This window comes from Deltaproteobacteria bacterium (assembly GCA_016234845.1).
Classification (GTDB): Bacteria; Desulfobacterota; Deferrimicrobia; order Deferrimicrobiales; family Deferrimicrobiaceae; genus JACRNP01.
The window spans coordinates 1-22,112 of record JACRNP010000076.1 but is presented as its reverse complement, the minus strand read 5'-3'; the positions used below and the strand labels follow the sequence as shown (position 1 = coordinate 22,112).

General features: G+C 68.2%; 23 protein-coding genes. 5 read left to right on the top strand and 18 right to left on the bottom strand.

What is annotated here, in order from left to right; translation table 11 throughout:
* Positions 1-1,433, bottom strand: a 1,433-nt coding sequence (locus tag HZB86_05870; GenBank protein ID MBI5905061.1) for a hypothetical protein, incomplete at its 3' end; no start/stop codon positions are given.
* Between the two features lie 1,101 nt (positions 1,434-2,534).
* Between HZB86_05870 and tatA (HZB86_05865) the strand changes: the two genes are divergently transcribed.
* The 4 genes from tatA (HZB86_05865) (at position 2,535) to HZB86_05850 (ending at position 5,686) form a co-directional block, all read left to right on the top strand.
* On the top strand, positions 2,535-2,909 hold the full coding sequence (tatA, locus tag HZB86_05865; protein ID MBI5905060.1) for a twin-arginine translocase TatA/TatE family subunit: 375 nt from the start codon (positions 2,535-2,537) through the stop codon (positions 2,907-2,909).
* A gap of 6 nt (positions 2,910-2,915) precedes the next feature.
* Complete coding sequence (tatC, locus tag HZB86_05860; protein ID MBI5905059.1) at positions 2,916-3,674, top strand: twin-arginine translocase subunit TatC; 759 nt, start codon at positions 2,916-2,918, stop codon at positions 3,672-3,674.
* Positions 3,675-3,768: 94 nt separating this feature from the next.
* Positions 3,769-4,248: a hypoxanthine phosphoribosyltransferase gene (hpt, locus tag HZB86_05855; protein ID MBI5905058.1), complete on the top strand. Its 480-nt coding sequence runs from the start codon at positions 3,769-3,771 to the stop codon at positions 4,246-4,248.
* Positions 4,249-4,273: 25 nt separating this feature from the next.
* Positions 4,274-5,686 carry a zinc-ribbon domain-containing protein gene (locus HZB86_05850; GenBank protein MBI5905057.1) on the top strand — a complete coding sequence of 471 codons (1,413 nt, stop codon included), beginning with the start codon at positions 4,274-4,276 and terminating at the stop codon, positions 5,684-5,686.
* Between the two features lie 4 nt (positions 5,687-5,690).
* Here HZB86_05850 and tatA (HZB86_05845) read toward each other — a convergent pair whose 3' ends face one another.
* From tatA (HZB86_05845) to HZB86_05815, 7 genes are all read right to left on the bottom strand, one after another.
* The gene (gene tatA, locus HZB86_05845; GenBank protein ID MBI5905056.1) at positions 5,691-5,879 is read right to left on the bottom strand and encodes a twin-arginine translocase TatA/TatE family subunit; all 189 of its coding nucleotides are present in this window, start codon (positions 5,877-5,879) and stop codon (positions 5,691-5,693) included.
* Between the two features lie 72 nt (positions 5,880-5,951).
* Positions 5,952-6,953 carry a 3-dehydroquinate synthase II gene (locus HZB86_05840; GenBank protein ID MBI5905055.1) on the bottom strand — a complete coding sequence of 334 codons (1,002 nt, stop codon included), beginning with the start codon at positions 6,951-6,953 and terminating at the stop codon, positions 5,952-5,954.
* Positions 6,950-7,753 carry a class I fructose-bisphosphate aldolase family protein gene (locus tag HZB86_05835; protein ID MBI5905054.1) on the bottom strand — a complete coding sequence of 268 codons (804 nt, stop codon included), beginning with the start codon at positions 7,751-7,753 and terminating at the stop codon, positions 6,950-6,952. The genes HZB86_05840 and HZB86_05835 overlap by 4 nt, the downstream gene beginning before the upstream one ends.
* Before the next feature lie 47 nt (positions 7,754-7,800).
* A complete protein-coding gene (locus tag HZB86_05830; GenBank protein MBI5905053.1) occupies positions 7,801-9,366 on the bottom strand; it encodes a PilT/PilU family type 4a pilus ATPase in 1,566 nt (521 codons plus the stop codon).
* Positions 9,367-9,442: 76 nt separating this feature from the next.
* Positions 9,443-10,420, bottom strand: a complete 978-nt coding sequence (locus HZB86_05825) for a TIGR02757 family protein (GenBank protein ID MBI5905052.1) — start codon at positions 10,418-10,420, stop codon at positions 9,443-9,445.
* Positions 10,303-11,190 (bottom strand): ATP phosphoribosyltransferase, encoded by an 888-nt coding sequence (locus HZB86_05820; protein MBI5905051.1) that lies wholly within the window; start codon positions 11,188-11,190, stop codon positions 10,303-10,305. The genes HZB86_05825 and HZB86_05820 overlap by 118 nt, the downstream gene beginning before the upstream one ends.
* Positions 11,191-11,262: 72 nt before the next feature.
* On the bottom strand, positions 11,263-12,849 hold the full coding sequence (locus tag HZB86_05815; protein ID MBI5905050.1) for a HEAT repeat domain-containing protein: 1,587 nt from the start codon (positions 12,847-12,849) through the stop codon (positions 11,263-11,265).
* 173 nt (positions 12,850-13,022) lie between these two features.
* Between HZB86_05815 and HZB86_05810 the strand changes: the two genes are divergently transcribed.
* The gene (locus HZB86_05810; GenBank protein MBI5905049.1) at positions 13,023-13,772 is read left to right on the top strand and encodes a TIGR04282 family arsenosugar biosynthesis glycosyltransferase; all 750 of its coding nucleotides are present in this window, start codon (positions 13,023-13,025) and stop codon (positions 13,770-13,772) included.
* Here HZB86_05810 and HZB86_05805 read toward each other — a convergent pair.
* The 10 genes from HZB86_05805 to HZB86_05760 form a co-directional block, all read right to left on the bottom strand.
* On the bottom strand, positions 13,675-14,337 hold the full coding sequence (locus HZB86_05805; GenBank protein MBI5905048.1) for an RING-HC finger protein: 663 nt from the start codon (positions 14,335-14,337) through the stop codon (positions 13,675-13,677). The two genes, HZB86_05810 and HZB86_05805, sit on opposite strands and share 98 nt — an antisense overlap.
* Positions 14,338-14,351: 14 nt before the next feature.
* Complete coding sequence (locus tag HZB86_05800; GenBank protein ID MBI5905047.1) at positions 14,352-15,860, bottom strand: leucyl aminopeptidase; 1,509 nt, start codon at positions 15,858-15,860, stop codon at positions 14,352-14,354.
* A gap of 146 nt (positions 15,861-16,006) precedes the next feature.
* A complete protein-coding gene (locus HZB86_05795; GenBank protein ID MBI5905046.1) occupies positions 16,007-16,711 on the bottom strand; it encodes an ABC transporter ATP-binding protein in 705 nt (234 codons plus the stop codon).
* The gene (locus tag HZB86_05790; protein MBI5905045.1) at positions 16,704-17,423 is read right to left on the bottom strand and encodes an ABC transporter ATP-binding protein; all 720 of its coding nucleotides are present in this window, start codon (positions 17,421-17,423) and stop codon (positions 16,704-16,706) included. Before HZB86_05790 ends, HZB86_05795 begins: the two co-directional genes overlap by 8 nt.
* 11 nt (positions 17,424-17,434) lie before the next feature.
* A complete protein-coding gene (locus HZB86_05785; GenBank protein MBI5905044.1) occupies positions 17,435-18,385 on the bottom strand; it encodes a branched-chain amino acid ABC transporter permease in 951 nt (316 codons plus the stop codon).
* Between the two features lie 74 nt (positions 18,386-18,459).
* Positions 18,460-19,332 carry a branched-chain amino acid ABC transporter permease gene (locus tag HZB86_05780; protein ID MBI5905043.1) on the bottom strand — a complete coding sequence of 291 codons (873 nt, stop codon included), beginning with the start codon at positions 19,330-19,332 and terminating at the stop codon, positions 18,460-18,462.
* A 135-nt stretch (positions 19,333-19,467) separates the two neighbouring features.
* Positions 19,468-20,205: an ABC transporter substrate-binding protein gene (locus HZB86_05775; protein MBI5905042.1), complete on the bottom strand. Its 738-nt coding sequence runs from the start codon at positions 20,203-20,205 to the stop codon at positions 19,468-19,470.
* Positions 20,147-20,656, bottom strand: coding sequence for an ABC transporter substrate-binding protein (locus tag HZB86_05770; protein ID MBI5905041.1), 510 nt, complete (start codon positions 20,654-20,656; stop codon positions 20,147-20,149). The genes HZB86_05775 and HZB86_05770 overlap by 59 nt, the downstream gene beginning before the upstream one ends.
* A gap of 187 nt (positions 20,657-20,843) precedes the next feature.
* Positions 20,844-21,482: a response regulator transcription factor gene (locus HZB86_05765; protein MBI5905040.1), complete on the bottom strand. Its 639-nt coding sequence runs from the start codon at positions 21,480-21,482 to the stop codon at positions 20,844-20,846.
* Positions 21,479-22,112: sensor histidine kinase (locus tag HZB86_05760; GenBank protein ID MBI5905039.1), on the bottom strand; the 634-nt coding region annotated here is incomplete at its 5' end. The genes HZB86_05760 and HZB86_05765, both read right to left, overlap by 4 nt.

Below are 22,112 nucleotides of genomic sequence, written 5' to 3'. Positions count from 1 at the left end.
GTCAGGACCCCCTTCCAGAAGGGGAACCGCTCGAAGAAATACATGGCCCTGGGGAATCCGACGGTGCCCCGCACCCCCTTCTCGGGCGTCCCGGCGACCAGCCGGTCGAACCATTCGTTCCGCCGGGCCACGAGGTCCTCGATCACCGGCTTCGTGTCGGTGCGGGCGGCCTTGCGGTACTTCTCGGAGCATTTGTCGCCCCAGTACGTCCGGCTGGCGTCGATCCGGATCTCCTGCATGTCGCAGTAGTTGCTGCACCCCTTGCAGACGAACTCGCGGCGCTTGTAGTCGACCTTCGACAGGTCGAAACCGCGGAACTTCGTGGGGACCTTCGTGGCCCTCGCCTTGTCCCGGGCGAGGAGCCCCATCCCGATCGCGCCGATCACGCCGTTGTGCGGAGGGACGATGATCTTTCGCCCGAGGACCTGGGAGAAGGCGGCCGCCACCGCGTCGTTGTACGCGGTTCCCCCCTGGAAGTAGATCGTCTCCCCGATCTTCCGTCCCCGGACGACCCGGTTCAGGTAGTTCATCACGACCGAGTAGGCCAGCCCCGCCACCAGGTCGGGCTTGCGCGCCCCGCGGTACAGGTAGTTGTTCAGGTCCTGCTCCATGAACACGGTGCACCGCTCCCCCATCCGGACCGGGGCCTTCGAGGAGAGCGCAAGCGCCGCGAACTCCCCCTTTATCGGAATGCCGAGCCGCTCCGCCTGCTCCTCGAGGAACGAACCGGTCCCCGCGGCGCACGCGTCGTTCATGGCGAAATCGGTCACCACGCCGTTCTCGAGGCCGATGAACTTCGAGTCCTGCCCGCCGATCTCGAAGATCGTGTCCACCGACGTCTCGAAGTAGCGCCGACTGATGAAGGAGGACCCGGTCTTGTGGGCGGTGATCTCGTCCTGGACCGTGTCGGCGCCGACCAGCTCGCCGATCAGCTCCCGGCCGGACCCGGTGGTCCCGACGCCCCGGATGGCGATCGTGTCGCCGAACTCGTTCCACAGCTCGGACAGCCCGTCGGTCACCACCTGCACCGGGCGCCCCTGGGTGCGGACGTAGATCTCCTTCAGCAGGTTCCCCTCCCAGTCGACCAGCGCGAAGTTGGTCGACACCGAGCCGATGTCGATGCCGAGGAAGACCTCGGGACGCCCGTGGACGGGCGGGGGCGGCTGCACCCGGTCGCGCAGGAACACGACGTTCTCCGTGGAGAGCGGGGCCCACGCGGGGAACGCGGTCTCCTCCGACGGGGTATCCGCCGCGGGGCGCACCCCGTATGCACGGCAGTCGTCCTGCGCGCGGTCCCGCTCCGCGGCCGCCATCGCCGCGCCCAGGGCGCCCATGTGGGCGAAACCGCGGGGGAGCATCACGGCGTCCGCTTCGAGCCCGAACGCGTCCCGGATCGCGCGGACCACGCCGGAGTTCTCGAAGAGCCCCCCCACCAGCGCGATCCTGGGCCGCGGGTCCTTCCCCTTGTTGATGCTGCTCTTGGATCCGGGCGGCGTTCGCCGCGTGGGCCACCATCTCCCCGATGTTCTCCACCTTCGTCTTCATCCGGTGGGCCTGCTGGTCGATGAACGATCCGGTCCCCGCCGCGCAGTCGCCGTTCGTGTCGTAATCCTTGATCCCGAGCGTCCCGGTCCCGCCGGCGGGCTCGAGGCGAACCACCTTGGCGTTCTCCCCGCCCATCTCGAAGATCGTGCGGACGTCGGGGTGGGCGGCGGTGACCGCCTTGACCAGGCAGCGGAAGTCGTTCTGGTACGCTCCGCCGACCAGCGGTGCGAGCTGGCGGCCGCTTTTTCCCGTGATCGAGACCGCCTTGACGCGCCCCTCGCCCAGGATCCCGATCCACTCCCGAAGCCGCTCGGGCACTTTCCGCACCGGGTCCCCCTGCAGACGGTCGTACGACAGGAGGTATCCCCTGCCCGCGGAGCCGAGCGGAACCGGGTCCGGGGACAGGAATTTCCCGCGGATCGCGGGAGGCGGATCCCCCTGCGCGGGGCCCGCGAGCAGGACGAACTTCATGCTGATCGATCCGACGTCGATGCCGAGGAACAAGGCGTTTCTCCTCCGGGGTGGGGAATCGGACAATCCCGCCGGATCTTCTTCAAATGCCGTGCCCGACCCGGACTCTTTTCGATTCGGGAGGTTACGGGGGCGGAGAGGGGACGATCCGACGCGGCTTCGGACCGATCGGATATCCGTTTATCCGTTCGGACAATTCCAAGCCCGCATTTCTCACCAGGATTCGTCGCGAGGCGGTGGAGACGGGCGTGGATACAAGGCGCGCGACCGAGGGCCCCGGAGGCGTAGTCGACACTACGCTGAGGAGCCCGACCGAGCGCCCCACTCCCGTACAAAGTACGCTCCCTGGGGTACCCCGAACGCGGGAAGAGGGGCACAACGCAGTAGACATGCCCGTATCCGCCGACGCAGCAGAAGCCTGGTGAGAAATGCGGGCTGGGCGTCGTGGAAATCCTTTCGACGGCGCGGTATAGTGGATGACGGTCCCAAACAGCACATCGGTTTGCGAAGGGGAAGGCATGTTCGGCATCGGCTTCCAGGAAATGATCATCATTCTCGTGGTGGTCCTCATCTTCTTCGGTCCGAAGCGGCTTCCGGATCTCGCCAAGAGCCTCGGGAAAGGGATCGCGGAGTTCAAGAAGGCGTCCGACGAGGTCCGCAAGGGAATCGAGGACGCGGTGAAGGAGGAAGAGGCGGCGGAGCCTCCAAAGGCGCCGGAGGCCGCCAACGTATCCCCGAACATCGCGGGTGCGGACGACGTCGGGAAGGAGGTTCCCGTCGATACGGCGGAAACCCGTCCCGCGACGGGACGCGCCGAGGCGTCCGGAGAGGACGTCCCGGTTCCCCCGCCGGCCGCCGCCGCGGAAAACCAGACGACACCCCGGCAGGGGTGACCGCCGTTGTCTTCGGCCCCCGAGGAAATCCGCCAGCCCCTCACCGAACACCTCGACGAGCTTCGCAAGCGGATGATCCGCGCCCTGATCGCCTTCGGCATCGGCACGGGGATCTGCTACAACTACGCGGAGGAGATCTACCGCCGGCTCCTCCGCCCGCTGACCATCGCGCTGCCGGCCGACTCCCACCTGATCTTCACCGAGCTCACCGAGGCGTTCCTCACCTACTTCAAGATGGCGCTCTGGGGCGGATTCGTGCTGGCGTCGCCCGTCATCTTCTACCAGGCGTGGCGCTTCACCAGCCCCGGACTCTACCGGAAGGAGCGGAAGCTCGTCGCCGTGTTCGCCGCCTGGTCCACCGTGGGCTTTCTCGCGGGGATGTCGTTCGCGTACTACGTCGCCATCCCTTCCATCCTGTCGTTCTTCCTGTCGTTCGGCAGAACGATCGTCGTCCCCATGCCGTCGATGAAGGACTCCCTGTCGCTGGTCCTGCGGCTCCTTCTCATCTTCGGGGTGATGTTCGAGCTGCCGCTGGCGCTCTTTCTCGCCGGCCGGGGGGGAGTCCTCACCGCGGGATTCCTGCGGAAGTGGCGCAAGGGGGCCGTCCTCGGCGCGCTCCTTCTGGCGACCGTGCTCACGCCGCCGGACGCGGTGTCCCAGCTCCTGGTCGCGTTCCCCATGTACGCCCTCTTCGAGGTGGGGATCCTGCTGTGCGCGCTGGGGGAGCGCCGACGCGGAACGATCCTTGAAAAACCGGCTCCTTGAGTCGGTGGCGGAAATTTCCTATAGTCGGAGGGTGGATCGCCTGCGGGAAGTGCGAACCCTTCGTCCGCGGTACACGGCGGCGCAGATCCGGCGGATGGTGCGCGCCATCGCCCGGAAGGTGGACCGCGCGTACGAGGGGTCGGAGCCGGTCCTGGTCGGCGTGCTGAAAGGTTCCGTCTTCTTCCTTGCGGACCTCGCCCGCGCGCTGACCGTGCCCGTCGCCATCGACTTCGTCCGCCTGGCGAGCTATCGGGGAGGCGTCTCTCCCGGCGCCCGGATCCGCCTGACGAAGGACGTCGAGACGGACGTTTCCGGGAGGGACGTGCTGGTGGTGGAGGAAATCGTGGACACCGGCCGGTCGGTCCGGTTCCTGCGCCGCCACTTCGAGCGGAAACGGGCCCGCTCGGTCCGCTTCTGCGTGCTGGTGGACAAGCGGGCGCGCAGGGAGGATGGCATCATCGTGGAGTTCACGGGGTTCCGTGCGGGCGGCGGGTTCCTGGTCGGGTACGGGATGGACCACGCCGAATCGGGCCGCGGGCTGCCGGACATCTTCGACCTGCCCGGGACTCCGTAACCAGATCATTCTCGGGAGGAGCAGCATGATCATCGAGTGCCAGACCTGCCATGCGCGGTTCCGCCTCGACGAGTCGAAGATCAAGGGCAGGGGCGCCCGGGTGAAGTGCCGCAAGTGCGGCGATGGGATCATCGTCCTCAAGGACGGCGGCACCGGCACCGTCCTGCCGGAGGGGGGCCCCGAGGGGGGGCTCGACTTGAGTTCCGCCCTTCGCGATTCCGCCGCCGACCTGTTTCCTCCGGCCGCGCCTCCTCCGTCCCAGGACAACCTGATCCCGTTCCCCGCCCCGCCCCGGGACGATACGCCACCGCCCCCGATGGCGGAAGGAAAGGACGAGGTGGATCTCGCTTTCGATCGGTTCCTTGCGCCCGGCGAACCCCACACGCTCACGCACCCCGGCGAGCCGGAAGCGGGCGCGCCGGCGGCTCCGGAATCGTCGCCGGGCGGCGAGGCCGGGCTTCCGGCGATCCACGCCGCGGACGAGGAACCGGCCTTTCCGCCGGTCGGATCGATCGTGGAACCGCCGCCGGAGGAGCCTCCCACCGCCTTCGGAGAAGGCGGTTTCCTGCTCACGGACTCCGAGACCCTCGACTTCCTGAAAGAGGGGCACCGCGTCGCCGAACCTCCGCCGGTGGCCGACATCTCGTTCGCGATCTCCGCGGACCCGATCGACCTGGAGGCGACATCGCTTCGGGAGCCCGCGATGACGCCGGCGCCGCCCCCGGAGGCGGAAGCCGCGGAGAAGGAACTTCCCATCGAGGGGAACGTCACGCCGCCGGGGGAGCAGTCCACGGTCGACGTTCCCCCGTTCCGGGAGGCGGAACCGGCGCCGGATGCCGGCGCCCGGCGGCCTCCGCGGGAGGCGGCCGCTCCGGCGGCCCCGGCGCCGTCGCGGCCGGCGTCCTCCCTCTCGCCCGCCGTCGCGGGGGCGGCCGTATTGCTGGCGGTCGCGCTGGTCGCCGCAGGGTACCTCGGACTCACCCCGTCGGGCCGGAAGACGCTCGAGAGCGTCGCCCCGGGCGCTGCCGCGCTGCTCGGGGGGGGTGGCGGGACGACGGCCGCCTCCCGGTACGAGGTGACGAACGTGATCGGGTATTACGAGAGCGGGGCCTCTTCCCGGAGGATCCTCGTGATCAAGGGGCAGGTGGCCAACCAGTCCTCCACGGAAAAAAGCGGAATCCGCATTCTCGCGGCCCTGCAGGACGCGGGCGGGAAGACGCTCGCGGAAAGCTCGGTCTACGCGGGGAACACGGTGTCGGTCGAAACGCTGAAGAAGGGAAACCGGGAGGCGATGATCAAGTCGCTTTCGAACCCGCTGGGCGACGGGCTGGCGAACATGCACGTTCCGCCGGGGAAATCGGTCCCGTTCATGGTGCTGTTCTTCGACGCGCCGGAAAACATCGACAGCTACAGGCTGGAGGCCAGGGACAACCGGTAAAGCGCTATTTCCTGGCGGCGTCGCCCTTGGTCGGCGTGACGTCGACTTCGTTCTTGTCGTCCTTCATCGATTTCTTGAAGTTCCGGATCCCCTCGCCGATCCCCGCGCCGATCTGCGGGAGCCGCCCCGCTCCGAAGAGCAGCACCACGATGACGAGGATCACGAGAAGCTCCGACAACCCGAGTCCGAACATACGCCCTCCTTCCGAAAACCCGCCCTGTCGGCCGATACGGACAGTTTACCTCGCGCCGGACCGTCCCGCTCGTTATTTTTCCCGAATGGTCTCCTCGACGGCAACGCCGAAGTGACGGCCGGACCGCTCCTCCATCAACAGGATCCGGTCCCCGACGGCGATACGGGCCACCGACGTCGCGGCTCCGCCCGGGCCGACGAGGCGGATCGTCTCCGCGTTCTGAAGGACCACGGAGTGCTCGTTCCCGGACGGGGCGACCGCGCGGATGAGGACCAGGGGGCGCCGCTCCACCTTCACCCGGCCGACCCATGCGACCTCCCCCTTCCCCGATGCGTCGACCAGGAGGACGCCGGATCCGGCGGCCAGTTCGGAGAGGTAGGCGGTCCGGCCGCCGGGCACCCGGCAGTACGAATGGACCGCGCCCGCGTTCACGCGGAAAGGGCGGGGGAGGACGTACGGATTGGGGACGTTCTCCGCGCAGACCAGGAACAGCCCCGCGCTGCCGTTCCCGACCAGCATCCCGCGGCTCCCCTCGATCCAGGTGCACGTGTCCACGCACACCCGGTCCCCCATCCCGAGCGGAACGATCTCCGCCACTTCCCCGGCGACGAGGGCGGCGTCTTCCGCCCGCGCGCCCGCGGCGGCCGCGAGCGCGCGCATCCCGGCGGGGTCGGGGCAGGATAGGACCAGCCCGTGGACCCCCTGTTCGAGGACGCCCCGGTAGAGAGCCACTTCCTCGGGGGACTTCGCCACGGCGAGGATCCTGCGGCCCCAGGCGACCAGGTTTTCGAGGGGGATGATCTCGCGTTCCGCGGGATACACCACCCAGACCGCGTCTGGGGACGACGCGGCGATCCGCGATTCGTCCTCCTTCCCGTCCATCCGGGTCACCCGGAAGTCGGTTCCCTCCCGCAGGTCCCCGTCGGCGCAGACGGCGACGACCCGCCCGAGCGCGCGGGCCTGCGAGGCGCACCCGTCCGGGACCCAGAGGGCGGGGACCCCCGACTCGAGCGCGGAGACCGCCACCTCCTTGTCCCAGGGGATGACGCGGGCCCAGAGGCGCGGAACGGTCACCGGGGCCTCGCCTTTATCCGCCCGAGCGCCTCCTTGACGGTGGCGCCCTCGTGCACGATGGCGACGATCGCCGCCACCATCGACGCCGGCGAGCGATGCTGGAAGACGTTCCGGCCGATCGACGCGCCCGCCCCGCCGGCGGAGACCGAGTCGTGCACCATCCGGAGCACCTGTTCGTCGCTCTCCATCTTCTCCCCGCCCGCGATGACCACCGGGGAGGCGCACCCCTCGGTCACCTCCCGGAACGTCTCGGGCGATCCGGTGTAGGGAACCTTCACGATGTCGGCCCCCATCTCGGCGCCCACCCGCGCCGCGTGGCGGACGTACCGCGCGTCGAACTCGTTCCGGATCTTGGGCCCCCTCGTGTAGATCATCGCGAGGAGCGGCATCCCCCACCGCTGGCACGCGCTCGACACGGAGCCGAAGTCGCGCAGCATCCGCGCCTCGTCGTCCGCGCCCAGGTTCACGTGGATCGACACGCCGTCGGCCCCCATCTGCAGGGCGTCCTCCACCGTCGCCACCAGGACCTTCCGGTTCGAGTCGGGGGAGAGGGTGGTGCTGGCGGAGAGGTGGAGAAGCAGGCCGAGGTCCTTCCCGTACCCGCGGTGTCCGAACATCGCGGCGCCTCGGTGGACGACCGCCGCGTTCGCGCCCCCTTCCGCGATCAGGTTCGCGGCCGGGGGGATCTGGACCAGCCCGGGGATCGGGCCGACGGTCATGCCGTGGTCCAGCGGCACGATCACCGTCCGCCGCGTGTTCCGGTCGAGGATCCGTTCCATCCGGATCTTTTTCCCGATCATGGGGCCGCCCCCTCCTCCCCGGGCGTCCCCCGGGCGTCGCAAGAAACCTACTTGAAAGCCCCCCGGACCTTCAGGAGCTCGTTCAGGTAGGTCAGGTTGTCGGCGAACTTCACCGCCTCCTCGTACTTCACCTTCCCCGCGACGACCAGGTCGGCGAGCGTCCAGTCGATGGAGACGAGCTCCTCGACGTTGGCCTGCATCATGCCCCGAAGCTGGTGGGCCTTCCCTTCGCGGATGGCGTTCCGCACGCGGAGCGAGGTCGCCATCTTCTCCCACGCGAGCACCCGTCCGGTCCCGGAGGCGCGCTTGAGGAGCCGCTGGGAGAAGACGAGGAGGAGCGACTCCGCGAGCTGGGCCCGGATCTGCGGCTGCTGGTTCGCCGGGAACGAGTCCACGATCCGGTCCACCGCCGCCGTGGCGTTCATGGAATGGAGCGTGCCCATCACCAGGTGGCCGGTCTCCGCGGCGGTGAGCGCGATGGAGATGCTCTCGTAGTCCCGGAGCTCGCCGATCACGATCACGTCGGGGTTCTGGCGGAAGATGTGCCGCAGTCCGTCCGCGAACGACAGGGTGTCGGTCCCCACCTCCCGCTGGTTCACGTTGGAGTTCTTGTGGCGGTGCGTGAACTCCACCGGGTCCTCGATCGTGATGATGTTCGACCGCCGCTCCCGGTTGATCGTCTCGACGAGCCACGCGAGCGTGGTCGACTTCCCGTGCCCGTTGGGCCCGGTGACGAGGATGAGCCCCTGGTTCTTCAGGGAGTACTCGCGGAGGAAATCGGGGATTCCCAGCTCGCCGGCCGACGGGACGTTCTCGGACACGTGGCGGGCGGTGAACGCGATGGAGTTGCGCTGGCGGTACAGGTTGCACCGGAACCGCCCCACGCCGTGGAGGGAGAAGGCGAAATCGAGCTCCAGGTTGTCCTGGAACGCCTTTCGTTGCTCCGGCGTGAGGATCGCCAGGATCATCTGCTCGATCTCGGCGGGCTTCAGGGCCGGCAGGTTCAGCCGCCGGATCTCGTTGTCCACCCGGATCGACGGGATCGCGCCGGCGGACAGGTGGAGATCCTGCCCCTTCCAGGAAAGGAGCACGGTCAGCATGCTGGCCAGGTTGTTCTCGACCTTGGCGTGCCTGGCGGACTCCTTCTCGGGGTCGATCTTCAGGGTGGCGGTCCCGTATCCGTGCTCCTGGAAGAAGGCGAGCGCCTGCTCGAACTGGGTCGCGGAAAGGATGACCGGCTTGTTGCTGTGGCCCGACTGGAACTCCACTTCCCCCAGCGCGGACAGGTCGGTGGGATCGACCATCCCGACCACCAGCCGCTTTCCCTCGAAGCCGATCGGGAGGAGGCGACGGAGGCGGACCGTCTCCAGCGGGACGAGACGCTGGACCGCCGCCGGGACCTCCACCTTGGCGAGGTTCACGTGCTGCATCCCCAGCTGGTCGGACAACGATTGGAGCAGGGCCCCCTCCGAGAGGAACCCCATCCGGACGAGATTCTCCCCGAGCGTCCCGCCGAGCTGGCTCTGGCTCCGCAGGGCGTCGCTTAAATGCTCTTCCCGGATCACCCCGGAGGAAACCAGGATCTCGCCGATTTTCAATTTTTTTTCCGCCATGTTCGGCCTCCTCGGTCCGCGTCTCGGACGCGCGGCTGCTATCAAATCTATCCCAGAGGACGAAGGAGGGGCAATATCATTTTCGGGAGCGCACCGACGCTTTCCGGGAACAGAGCGGCGCGACGGGGCAGTCGCCGCAGACTCCCCTTCGGGAGCGGGTGCACGACCCGAGGATTCCGATCCGGGTCAGGGGGTAGTCGAACTTCACCGGATCGTCCGGACAGACCGACCGGAGGGCCGCGGTGATCTCCTCCGCCATCCGCCAGTCCGGGGTCTTGCGGGAGGTGAGCCCGAGCCAGCCGCCGAAGCGGGCCATGTGGGTGTCCAGGGGGACGATGAGGTCGGCGGGCGTTACCGCCGTCCACAGCCCCAGGTCCACCCCGTCCGCCCCGCGGGAGACCCATCGGAGGAACAGGTTGTGGCGCTTGCACGCCGAACCGCGCTCGGGACGCGGGAAAAGGAAGTCGCGCTGGGCCGGGAGGGCGTCCCCCCATCGGGACCGGAACCAGGCGAGGAATCGCGAGAGGTCCCGGCGCAGCTCCGGCTCCTCCCCCCCCCTCCCGGCGAGGTAGAGACGCTCGAGGGTCCCGTTGGCCAGGTACGCCGCGCGGAGGCAGCGCAGGAACCGGTGAACTCCCTCCTGGGATATGAAGCGGTGGGCCATGCCGGCCACCGCGGAGGGGGGAAGCGGAGTGCGCGCGACGAGGGCGGCCCGGGGCGACGGGGACAGGACGGCGAACAGGCGGTCGAGGAACCGCCGGATCTGGAGGACTCCGCCGAACGCGAACGTGGCGGCGATGAATGCAGCCGCCTCGGCGTCCCCGGGGTCGGCGTACCGGTGGGGAAAGAGGACCGGGTCGGGGGAAAGGTCCGCCCCGCGCCCATCGGACAGGAGCCGTTCCAGCGGCCCGGCCGACTTCGGGATCGTCCGGTTCGTTATGGAATGACCTTGTTCAGGGGATATTCGACGATCCCGGCCGCCCCTTCCGTCTTCAGCACGGGGATCAGATCCCGGACCGTCTTTTCGTCCACGATCACCTCGAGGGAGAACCACCCGGCCTCGGAGAGCGTCGATATCGTGGGATTCTGCAGCGCCGGGAGGACCTTCAGGATCCGGTCGAGATCCGCGCGGCGGACGTTCATCTTGAGCCCCACCTTCTCCTCCGCCCGGAGTGCGCCCTGCAGGAGCATCGCGATGTTCTCGATCTTCCGGCGCTTCCACGGGTCCTTCCACGACTCCCGGTTCGCGATCAGCACGGTGGTGGATTCGAGGATCGTCTCCACGATCCGCAGGTTGTTCGCCCGGAGGCTGCTCCCCGTCTCCGTCAATTCCACGATGGCGTCCGCGAGCCGGGGCGCCTTCACCTCCGTCGCACCCCAGGAGAACTCGACCTGCGCCTCGACCCCCTTCCCTTTCAGGTACCGCCGCGTGAACTGCACGAGCTCGGTCGCGATCCGCTTCCCCTGCAGATCCGCAACGGATCGGATCGTGGAATCGTTCGGGACGGCCACCACCCAGCGGACCGGACGCAGCCCCCCGCGGGCGTACAGCAGAGGGCACACCTCCTTGACGCGGGCGTTCTGCTCGAGCACCCAGTCCCGCCCCGTGAGCCCCACGTCGAGGATGCCGTCCTGGACGTACCGCGCCATCTCCTGCGCCCGGATCAGGAGGCCCGAGAGCTCCGGGTCGTCGATCGAGGGGATGTAGCTGCGCGACCCCACGTCGATCGTGAAGCCGGCTTTCCGGAACAGGTGCAGGGTGGAATCCTGCAGGCTTCCCTTCGGCAGGCCGATGTTGAGCACCTTGCTGACCTTCGCTCCCATGTCGCTCCCTTTCGGTTCGAAAACGGCAAAGTGGAGAATTGTACCCGCGGCGGAGGCCGCTGACAAGGGGGGCTACTTCCCGGAGAGGACGTCCAGCCCTTTTTCCACCGCATCCCGCACCATCGGATCCGGATCCCCGAGCATCCCGCGGAGAGGCGCCTCCGCGTGGGCCGATCGCATCTCCGCCAGCGCCTCGACCGCCCGGGCACGGATGACCGGGTCCTCGTCCCGAAGGGACAGGAGGAGCGGTTCGACGGCCACCTCGCCCATCTTCGACGCCAGGAAGACGGCCAGCCGCCCGACTTGCGGGTCCCCCATCATGCGGACCACCGGGTACGCGGCCCGGGCGTCCCGGATCTGCTGGAGGGTGCACAGGGCGACGTTCTTCGCGCCGGTGTCCTTCCCCTTCGCCAGTTCGTCGGCGCACCCCTCCACCGCCCCCTCCCCCATGCCGTCCAGCACGTGCTGCTTCCAGTAGTCGAGCTCGGGGTCGCCGGTCCGCCGAAGGAGGTGGGGGACGCTCGCCTTCCCCTGCTGCCGCAGCGCGACGACGCACACCCATCGGATCTTCGCGTCGCCCAGGCCGTTCACCAGCGCTTCCAGCGAGGAAGGATCGGCGATGACCATCAGGGCCGCGGCGGCGGAGAGGCAGACTTCGTGGGAAGGATCCCGCATCGCGGCGATCAGAAGCGGTACGGCGGGACGGTACAGCGCCTTCCGCGCGACGTTCGCCGCCTCGATCTTCTGCGTCACGGATCCCCGCCGGAGGAGTTCGAACAGCTGCTCCTGCACGGCCTCCGGCATCCGTGCGGACGCCTCCACCGCCGCCTCGCGAACCGTGGGGTCCGGATCCGAAAGCATCTCCACGAGGGCGGGGCCGGCCCCCGCGTCCCCCGCCTCCCCGAGCGTCCGGCAGGCGTAGTACCGGACGAGGACCGATCGGTCCTTGAGCGACGACCGCACGAGACCGAGGGCGTCGCCGGTCCCGACGGCGCCCAGGGACCTCACCGCGGCGGCACGCGTTTCCTCCGACCCTTGCCGGTAGAGCGACCGGAGGGACGGAACGGCTTCCGATCCGAAGCGGGCCAGGGAATCGATGGCGACGTCCCGGACCGCCGCGCTCGGGCTCTCCACCTTCGTGAGGATCAACCGGAGGGCCCCCTCGCCCCGGAAATGGGCCATCGCGCGGATCGCCTGCGCCTGGACGGTCGGGTCGGGGTCCGAGAGCGCCCCCTGGATCGACGGCGACGCGGAAACGACCTCGAGCTGCTGGAGGATGAAGAGGGCTCCGCGACGGACCGCCGGGTTCGGGTCCCTTACGGCGAGAACGGTCTTCCGGACCGCCGGGGCGCCGATGTTCAGGAGGGCGCCGGAGGCGGACCACCGCGCGCTCTCGTCGGAGAGCGCCGACAGCAGGTGGCCGACCGCCGGTTCCCCGATCTCGACCAGCCGCCGCATCGCGTGGTTTCGGATCGCGAGGTCCCGTTCCCGGAGATACGGGACGATGGCCGACGCGGCGGCATCTCCCCCGATGGATGCCGCCGCGTCGATGGCGGAGATCGCACGGGAATCGCGAGCGCCGGCATCCGCGACGGCCCGCGCGGGAAGCGGGAACAGAAGGAGAACCGCAAGGGCGAAGACCCCGTGGTGCCGCGTCAAGAATCCCCTCCGGCCGGTATGACCCATATTCCTCACCAGGCTTCCGCTGCGTCGAACCCTGGCGAGGGATGCGGGTGCAGGAGCCCACCGTACTGTATTCCGTTTCGGCGGCATTGGCAATTTTGCCCTCCCCGCCTCCGCGCTACAATGGGCCCCGGGGGTGGAGAGAGGGAATGCGGTGCGACGAGGCGCTCATCGTGATGGGGAAGATCCCGCGTGCCGGGGCGGTGAAGACCCGCCTGTGCCCCCCGTTGGCCGCCCGCGAGGCGGCCGCGCTGTACGGATGCATGCTCGCGGACACGGGGGCCGAGATGTCCTCCCTGCGGGGAGTCCGGCGGATTCTGTTCCTCGCTCCCCTCCCGGGCATGGAGCGGTTCGAGTGGCCGCCGTTCGCCCGCTTCGAACGGTTGCCGCAGACGGGGTCGGACCTCGGCGAACGGATGGACAACGCGGCGGACGTGGCGTTCCGGGGCGGAGCGCGACGGGTGGCGATCGTCGGCGCGGACTGCCCGGCGCTTTCGGCGGATACGGTGCGGTCGGCTTTCCGGGAGATCCGGGACGGTGCGGCGGTGGTGTTCGGCCCCTCGACGGACGGGGGGTTCTATCTCGTCGGCCTCTCCTCTCCGGACATCCGCCCGTTCGGGGGGATCTCCTGGAGCACGCCGGAGGTCCTGGCGCAGGCCGCGGAACGATGCCGGTCGCTCGAGGCGCCCTTTTCCTTCCTCCCGCCGGAGCGGGACGTGGACGTGTACGAGGATCTGCTGGCGCTGCGGGAGTGGACGATGCGCCGCAACTCCCCCCCGTGCCGCCTCACGCGGGAGTGGGTCACCGCCTACTTTTCGCGGGGGGGCGGGAGGACCTTTGTCCCGCGGGGACGAACTGGCGGTCCTCCCCCAGGTTCACGACCTCCGCGCGGAGGATGACTTCCTTCGCCTCTTTCGGGACCTCGAGCTCGAAGTCGCCCGACTCTCCCCGGAAAAGCGCTCCCTCCCCCCGGAACGGGGATTTCGGGAACACCCGTTTCCGTTCCACCCTCCCGTCGCCCATCCGGAATTCCGCGGTGATGCCGATGGAGCGGAGGGACAGGTCCGGAACGTCCTCGCCCCGGTTCGTAAGCTTCCCCTTCAGCAGGACGACCCCTCCGTTCTTCTCGCGCGCCACCTCGATCGGGAACGTCGCGTCCGCCGGGATCGTCACGGTCAGCCGCGTGACGAGTAGGAAGACGACCCAGAGCACCGCGACCGCCGCGACGGCCGGCGCCGCGATCTTCACCCACTTCCCGTGCTCCCGGAGATATTTCTTCGCCGCGGGGAACCGATCCGGCACCACGAGGAGCTCGCGGATGTCCTTGGGGGCCGCGGGCGGCGGCGCCGCCACGGGCTGCCGGCAGAAGGGGCATACCGGGAGGTCGGCCGGGATCTGCACGGAGCAGCGGGGGCAACTCACGTACGTACGGTTTTCCGGATCGAGTGTCGGCTTCCCTGGCATGCGGACTCTCCGTCTCAGCCCCGGGAGGGCGACAGGAATTCGACGAGGAGTCGCACCGGCGCGCCCGAGGGACCGGGGGCGTACCCCCGCTTCTCCTTGTCGATCCACGCCGTTCCGGCGATGTCGAAGTGCACCCACGGCGTATCGCCCGCGAACTCCCGCAGGAACCATCCCGCCGTGATCGTCCCCGCCTCCGGTCCCCCGATGTTCTTCAGGTCCGAGATCTCGCTCTTGATCTGTTCCCGGTACTCCTCGTGCAGCGGCAGTTCCCACGCCTTCTCCCCGGAGCGGGACGAGGCCGACCGCATCGATGCCAGGAGTTTCCCGTCGTTCCCCATCATCCCCATGTTCACGCTCCCCAGCGCGACGAGACACGCGCCGGTCAGGGTCGCGGCGTCGATCATCGACTCCGGCTTGTACCTCCGCACCGCGTACGTCATCGCGTCCGCCAGGATCAGCCGGCCTTCGGCGTCCGTGGAGAGCACCTCGACCGTCTTTCCGGACATGGTTCGAAGCACGTCCCCCGGCCGGTACGCGGTCCCGGACGGCATGTTTTCCACGGCGGGGACCACGGCGACCACGTTCCGGGGAACCCCGAGCGCGGCCAGCGCCCGGATCGTGGCCAGCATCCCGGCGCCGCCGGCCATGTCGTACTTCATCTTCTCCATCCCCTCCCACTTCTTGAGGGAGATGCCCCCGGTGTCGAACGTCACGCCCTTCCCGATCAGGGCCGTCCACCGCCCGCCCGGGCGCCCGCCGCGGTATTCGGCCACGATGAGGCGGGGAGGCGCCTGGCTCCCTTTCCCGACCGCGAGGATCCCCCCGGCGCGGATCGCCGCAAGTTCCCGAACCCCGAGGACGCGGACCCGGATCTTCGCCGCCGCGGAACGGGAAATCCCCTTCCCGACGCCCTTCGCGGCACGGGCGAGGTCGGCGGGCTTGAGCTCCCCCGGGGGTGTCGCGACCAGATTACGCCCCCAGTTGATCGCCTCCCCCAGGCGGGCGCCCCGCGAAACCGCCGCACGGGTTTCCGGGAACGATTTCCCTTCCGCGCAGACGAAGAGGAAACGGGCGATCCGGTGGTCCTTTTCGGACCGGTACCGGTCGAATTCGAAGGACGACAGCGCGGCTCCGAGGGCGGCGAACCGCGCGGCCGCGGGGACTCCCCTCTCCCCCGCGCAGGGGACGACGGAGGCCACGGTGGAGAGCTTGAGTTTCACCGCGGTCCGGACGACCGGCAGCATGGCCTGCCGCGCCGAGTCCGGAGTGAACCGGTCGCGCTTCCCGAGGCCGACCACCAGGACGCGCGTCGAGGCGACGCCCTTCGCGGGCCGGAGGAAGAACGTCTCCCCCGCCTTCCCGGTGAAATCTCCCGCCGCGACCGCGGCCGAGACGGCCCCGCCGACGGAGGCGTCGAGCGCAGCGGCGACCCCCGAGGGACGCTTCTCCCCCTCGAACAGGGTCGCAACGACCATGTCCGCCTTGACCTTGCGTAGATCCGCGGAAAGACATTCGATGCGCATCGCCGTCCTCCTCCCTAGATTCCGGAGAACAGCTTAGAACAAATCGGCACTGGGCGGAATAAAAAGGGGGGAGCGAAATTCCGGTAGGGGCCGCGGGAGCGGATGCAGCGGCGGTCGAATGCCGGCGGAGTTACGGTACGGGCGCGTCAGATCCCGAGATATGCCTCTTTCACGTGCGGGTCGGCCAGCAGCTCCTTCCCCGTTCCCTGCAGGACGACCCGGCCGTTCTCCAGCACGTAGGCCCGGTCGCACATCGCCAGCGTCTGGCGGACGTTCTGCTCCACCAGCATGACCGTGACCCCTTCCCCGTTGATCCGTTTCGCGATCTGGAAGACCTCCTGCACGAGGATCGGGGAGAGGCCCAGCGACGGCTCGTCGAACATCAGGACTTTCGGCAGGGCCATCAGCCCGCGGCCGATGGCGCACATCTGCTGCTCCCCGCCGCTCATCGTCCCCGCGGCCTGCTTGCGGCGTTCCTTCATCCGCGGGAAAAGCTCGTAGACCCACTCCATCGTCTGCGCCCGCTTCTTCCGGGCCTCCGGGGAGAGGGAGCCCATGATGAGGTTTTCCTCCACCGACATCTCGCGGAACAGCCGCCGGGCCTCCGGGACGTGGACCACCCCCTGGCCGATCACCCGGTCCGGCGGAAGCTGGTCGAGGCGGACGCCGTCGAATTCGATGGTCCCCTTCCGGGGCTTGAGGAGGCCGGAGATCGACTTCAAGGTGGTCGATTTCCCCGCGCCGTTGGCTCCGACCAGGACGAGGATCTCCTTGTCGCGCACCTCGAAGGAGACGTCCCAGAGGACCTGGAGGTCGCCGTAGAAGACGTCGATTCCGGACACCTTAAGCATAGTCGGTCCCCAGGTACGCCTCGATCACCGCCTGGTTCGCCGCGACCTCCTTCGGCGTCCCCTCGGCGATCGTCTGGCCGAAGTTGATCGCGTGGATCCGGTCGGAGATCGTCATGATCACGTGCATGATGTGCTCGATGATGACGATGGTGGTGCCGCTCGCCCGGATCTTCCGGATCAGGTCGATCGCCTCCACGAGCTCGGAGGGGTTTAGCCCCGCCGCCGTCTCGTCGAGCAGCAGCAGCTTCGGTTTCGTCGCCATCGCGCGGGTGATCTCCAGCCGCTTGCGCCCGGCGATCGGCAGCGCCTTCGCCAGAACGTCCTTGACCGGCGTGAGGCCGCAGAAGTCGATCGTCTTCAACGCCTCTTCCATCGCCTTGTGATGCGTCCCCACCCGGGAGTACGCGGCGGCGATCACGTTGTCCAGGACGGTCATCCGCCCCAGGGGCTTGACGACCTGGAAGGTCCTTCCGATGCCCAGGTGGCAGATCTTGTGCGTCGGCAGCCGGTGGATCTCCCTCCCCTCGAAGAGCACCCTCCCGGAGGTGGGCCGGTGGTATCCGCTGATCATGTTGAAGGTCGTCGTCTTCCCGGAGCCGTTGGGTCCGATGAGCCCGAAGATCTCCCCCTGCGCCACCTCGAAGGACACCCCGTTGACCGCGGCCAGCCCCCCGAAATATTTCACCAGCCTGTCGACCTGGAAGTACGCCATCCCTTTCCCCTTCAGCTCCCGGTCCCGGTGCCGAGCCGGAACACCCGCCTGCGGATCTTCGGCCAGTCCCCGACGATCCCGTTGGGAAGGACGAGGATCACCACGACCACCAGGATCCCGAACCCGAGGACGTGCGCCTGTGTCAGCACCTTGGCGACCTGCACCAGCCCCTCGGACCCGGAGGCGTCGCCCAGCCACTTGAAGAGGCCGAAGAAACCGGACCGGAACATCTCCTGGACGGCGACCATCACGAACGCGCCGACGGCGGGGCCGTAGACCGTCCCGACGCCGCCCACGATCCCGACGAGGATCGCCATGATGGAGATGTCGTGCAGGTTGAAGACGACGTGCGGGTCGATGAACCCCATGTAGTTCATGTAGAGGGCTCCGGCGATCCCGGTCCAGAAGGCCGCGTACGCCAGGGAGAGCATCTTGTAGAGGTGCGTGTCGATCCCGAGGCTCTCCGCCGCATCCTGGTCCTCCCGGATGGAGACGAAGTAATACCCCGGCTTGGAGCGAACGACCCATTGCAGGCTCGCGAGGCTCGCCACCGCCATCGCCAGGGCGATGTAGTAGTAGGGGACCTTCGACGTGAAGGAGGGCATGATGAGGATGCCCACCATGCCGCCGGTGAATTTTTCCGCGATCGTCGCGCCGTGCCGCAGGACCTCGTTCAGCGCCAGCGTCGCCAGCGCGAAATAGGCGCCGCGCATCCGGAAGCAGATCCACCCGAAGGGGAGGCCCACCGCGACGGCGGTGAATCCCCCCAGGGCCAGCCCCCACCAGGTCGAGACCCCGAGGTGGTGCGCCAGCAGCCCCGCGGTGTACGCCCCGCAGCCGAAGAAGGCCGCGTCCCCGAACGACACCTGCCCGGTGTACCCCGCGATGAGGTTCCAGGCCGATCCGATGACGACCCACATCAGGAAGAGGATCATCAGGTGCAGGTAGTAGTTGTCCTTCATGACCAGCGGAAGCCCGGCGACCAGGGCGACGACGGCCAGGGGGGGGAGGTTCTTCTTCACGGGGCGCCCGTTTCCTATATCTTCGTCAGGCGCTTGAAGCCGCCCGGCAGGAAGAGGAGCACGAGCACGAAGATGGTCAGCCCGATGATGTCCTCGTACTCCATCCCGAAGTACGTGGCCCCCATGCTCTCGGCCAGCCCCAGCGTCACCCCCCCGAAGATGGCCCCCACCGTCGACCCGAGTCCGCCCAGGATGGTGATGATGAACGCCTTGGCCGTGAACGGCCCCCCGAGGTCCGGAAAGATGTAGTACACCGGCGCGAGCAGGCACCCCGCGGCGGCGACCAGCCCGGCCCCCAGCCCGAACGTGATCACCGTGATGCGCCCCGTGTTCACCCCCATGAGGGTCGCCGCGTCCTTGTCCTGGGCGGTCGCGCGGATGGACCGCCCCAGGTCCGTCTTGATCAGGAAGAAGAACATCGCCGCCGTGAAGGCGACGGCGATCCCGAACGCGATCGTCAGGGCGCTGCTGAAGGAGATGTTCCCGAGGAAGAAGGTCTGGTTGGAATACGTGCTGGTGATGTACTTGTAGTCCGACGAGAAGATGAACCGGACGATCTCGGTCAGCGCCATCCCGATCCCCACCGTCATGAGCACCTGGTTCTCCGGGAGGATCGTGTCCGCCTTGATGAGGGGGTTCAGCAGGAACCTCTGGATCGCCACTCCCAGCAGGAACAGGAGGGGCATGGCGACGAACAGGGAGATGTACGGGTCCACCCCCATTGCGTTGAGGACGAATGTCACGTACATCGCCAGCATCATCAGCTGTCCGTGGGCCAGGTTGATGATCCCCATGACGCCCATGATGAGGGTCATCCCGATCCCGATCAGGGCGTACAGCCCGCCCTTGAGGAGCCCCGCCACGATGATCTGCAGGAAAACGTCCATTCCGTCTCCGCCCTGTCCGGCCGGGCACGGGCGCCCGCGGACGCCGATGCGATCGAACCGTTGATCACAGCCGCCGGGCGGATGGAGGAACCGACCCGCCCGGCGGCCTCACGCGGGAAAACCCGCGGGGAACCGCTACTTGCGCTTGTCCCAGGGCGGCGTCGGGTAGATGTACTTCTTCGTGGCTGCGTTCTTCGGCCACACCGCGTCCAGTTCCCCATTCTGCCATTGGACCAGATACGTGTCGAGCTTGTTCTGCTGGGTCTTCTTGCCGTACGAAATGAACTTGACCGGCCCGAAGGCGGTTTTCATATCCGTTTTCGTCAGGGCCTCCCGAACGTCCTTGGGGGTGATGCTCTTCGCCCGCTTCAGGGCGTCCGCGACGACGTACATCGCCGCGTACGCCTCCGCGCCGTGGTACTCCGTCTCGGAGCCGTACTTCTTCTTGAACTTGTCGAAGTACGCCTTGGCCCCCGGGAACGGCAGTGTCTCGATCCAGAGCGTGGCGGAGTATACGCCATTCGCCGCGTCGCCCGCGCTCTTGGCGAACTCGGGGAGGGTGAACCCGGCCCCGCCGCCGACGAACATCTTCGGGTTGATCCGGAGCTCCTTCGACTGGCGCATCAGCAGGGAGGCGTCCATGACGTAGGAAACCATGTAGATCATGTCGGGATTCGCCGCCTTGACCTTGGTGAGGATCGGCTTGAAGTCGATCGCGCCGGCCTGGTACCCCTCCTTGACGACGATCTTCAGCCCGAGCCTCTTGGCGTCCTCCTCGAACGATTTCGAGCTGGATTGGCCGAACGCGCTGTTTTCATAAAGGAGCGCGACGGTCTTCACGTCCTTGGCCACTTCCTTCAGGAACGACTCCACCGCGTTCGGGTATTCGCTCGAAGACGTAGTCGTATCCCTTCTCGGTGATGTCGTCGGCCGACCCGGTGCAGATGACGAACGGCACCTGGAACCGCTGCGCGACGGGCGCCGCCGCCGCGGTGACGGAGCTGGAGTAGCCGCCCGTGATGACGGGCACCTTCTCCCGGGAGATCAGCTTCTCCATCCCCGATCGCCCGATGTCCGGCTTCCCGGTATCGTCCTCGAAGAGCAGCTCGATCTTCTTCCCGTTCACACCGCCCTTTGCGTTGATCTCCTCGGCCGCCATCTCGAACGAACGCTTCTCGATCTCCCCGAATTTCGCCTGAGAACCGGTCAGGGGGAGCAGGATGCCCACCTTGACGGTTTCCGCCGCGAAGCCGGCGGATGCCGTTATGGCCAGAGACAGGATCGCCACGGCGATGATGAACGCCTTGCCTGCAGTTCCCTTCATGATCTCCTCCTTTGGAAATCCGCCGCAGAGCCGGCGAACGTTCCCGCTGTTGCGGGTACCGGTCCGGATACGGTCCACGCGACCTTCCCGCGACGGAAATTATATCAAGGGAGGCGGAACGGGGTCATCGGTGCGGTTTGGATTTTCCTGTAGGGGATTTACCTACACGCGGCCGAACGACCGACGTTCACGGCTCGACGATCCGGTTCTGGATCGCGAAGCGGGTGAGCTCCGCGTTGTTGCGCAGCCCCAGCTTCTTCAGGAGCCGGAAACGGTACGTGTCGACGGTCTTGGGACTGATGGCGTACCCCTCCGCGATCTCCCGGTTGCTCCTGCCGAGGGCAAGTCCCCGCAGGACCTGGATCTCCCGGGTCGAAAGCGCGTCCAGGGAGGTGCGGTCCGACGGTCCCTTCCCCATCCGCCGGGCGAGCGCCTCCGCCGCCTCGTCGCTCAGGTACCTCCCGCCCTCCTTCACCTTGCGGATGGCCCGGATCAGCTGGTCGGCCGCGGCCCGCTTGGTGATGTATCCGCCGGCTCCGGCGCCGAACGCACGGACCACGTACTGCTCCTCCTCGTGCATCGTCAGAACCAGGATCGCCGTCTTCGGATGCGCGTCGTGGATCCGTTCCACGACTTCCAGTCCGTCCAGCCCGGGCATGGAGATGTCGACGACCACCACGTCCGGCCGGGTCTCCTCCGCCTTCCGGATCGCCTCGCGGCCGTCCGCCGCCTCCGCCACCACGGTCATGTCGCCCGCCCCGTCGACCAGGCGGCGCAGCCCGTCCCGGACGATGCTGTGGTCGTCGGCCAGCAGGACGCGAATCACGCCGTTTCCCCTTTCGCGATGCGGAGCGGGAGACGCAGGTCGATCCGGGCCCCCCCGCCCGGGCGGGAGCCGATCGAGAGCGCCCCGCCGATCAGCGACGCGCGTTCCCGCATCCCGACCACCCCGAGCCCCTTCGATTCGCCCAGCCGCCCCGGGTCGAATCCCTTCCCGTCGTCCTCCACCGAAAGAAGGAGGACGCCCTCCTCCACCCGGAGCGAGACGTCCACCCGCGTCGCGCCGGAGTGGCGCGCCACGTTCGTCAACGCCTCCTGGGCGATCCGGTACACGGCGGTCGCCGCCTTGTCCGCGATCCGCGGAACGCCGCGGGGGCGATAGAAGCATCGTACCCTCGAGCGCTTCTCGAAGTCCCGTATATACCAGTCGAGCGCGTCCACCAGCCCGAGGTTGTCGAGGGCGCCCGGCCGAAGGCGGGTCGCGATCCCGCGGACCTCGTCGATCGCCTTGTCGATGATGCCGCACATCGACTGGGCCTGCCGCGACGCCGCGGGATCGGCTTCCTTCAGGCGGTCCCGGAGCCACGCCGCGTCGAGGGCGAGCGCCGTCAGCACCTGGCCGAACTCGTCGTGGAGCTCGCGCGCCACGGCGGCGCGCTCCTTCTCCTGCCCCGCG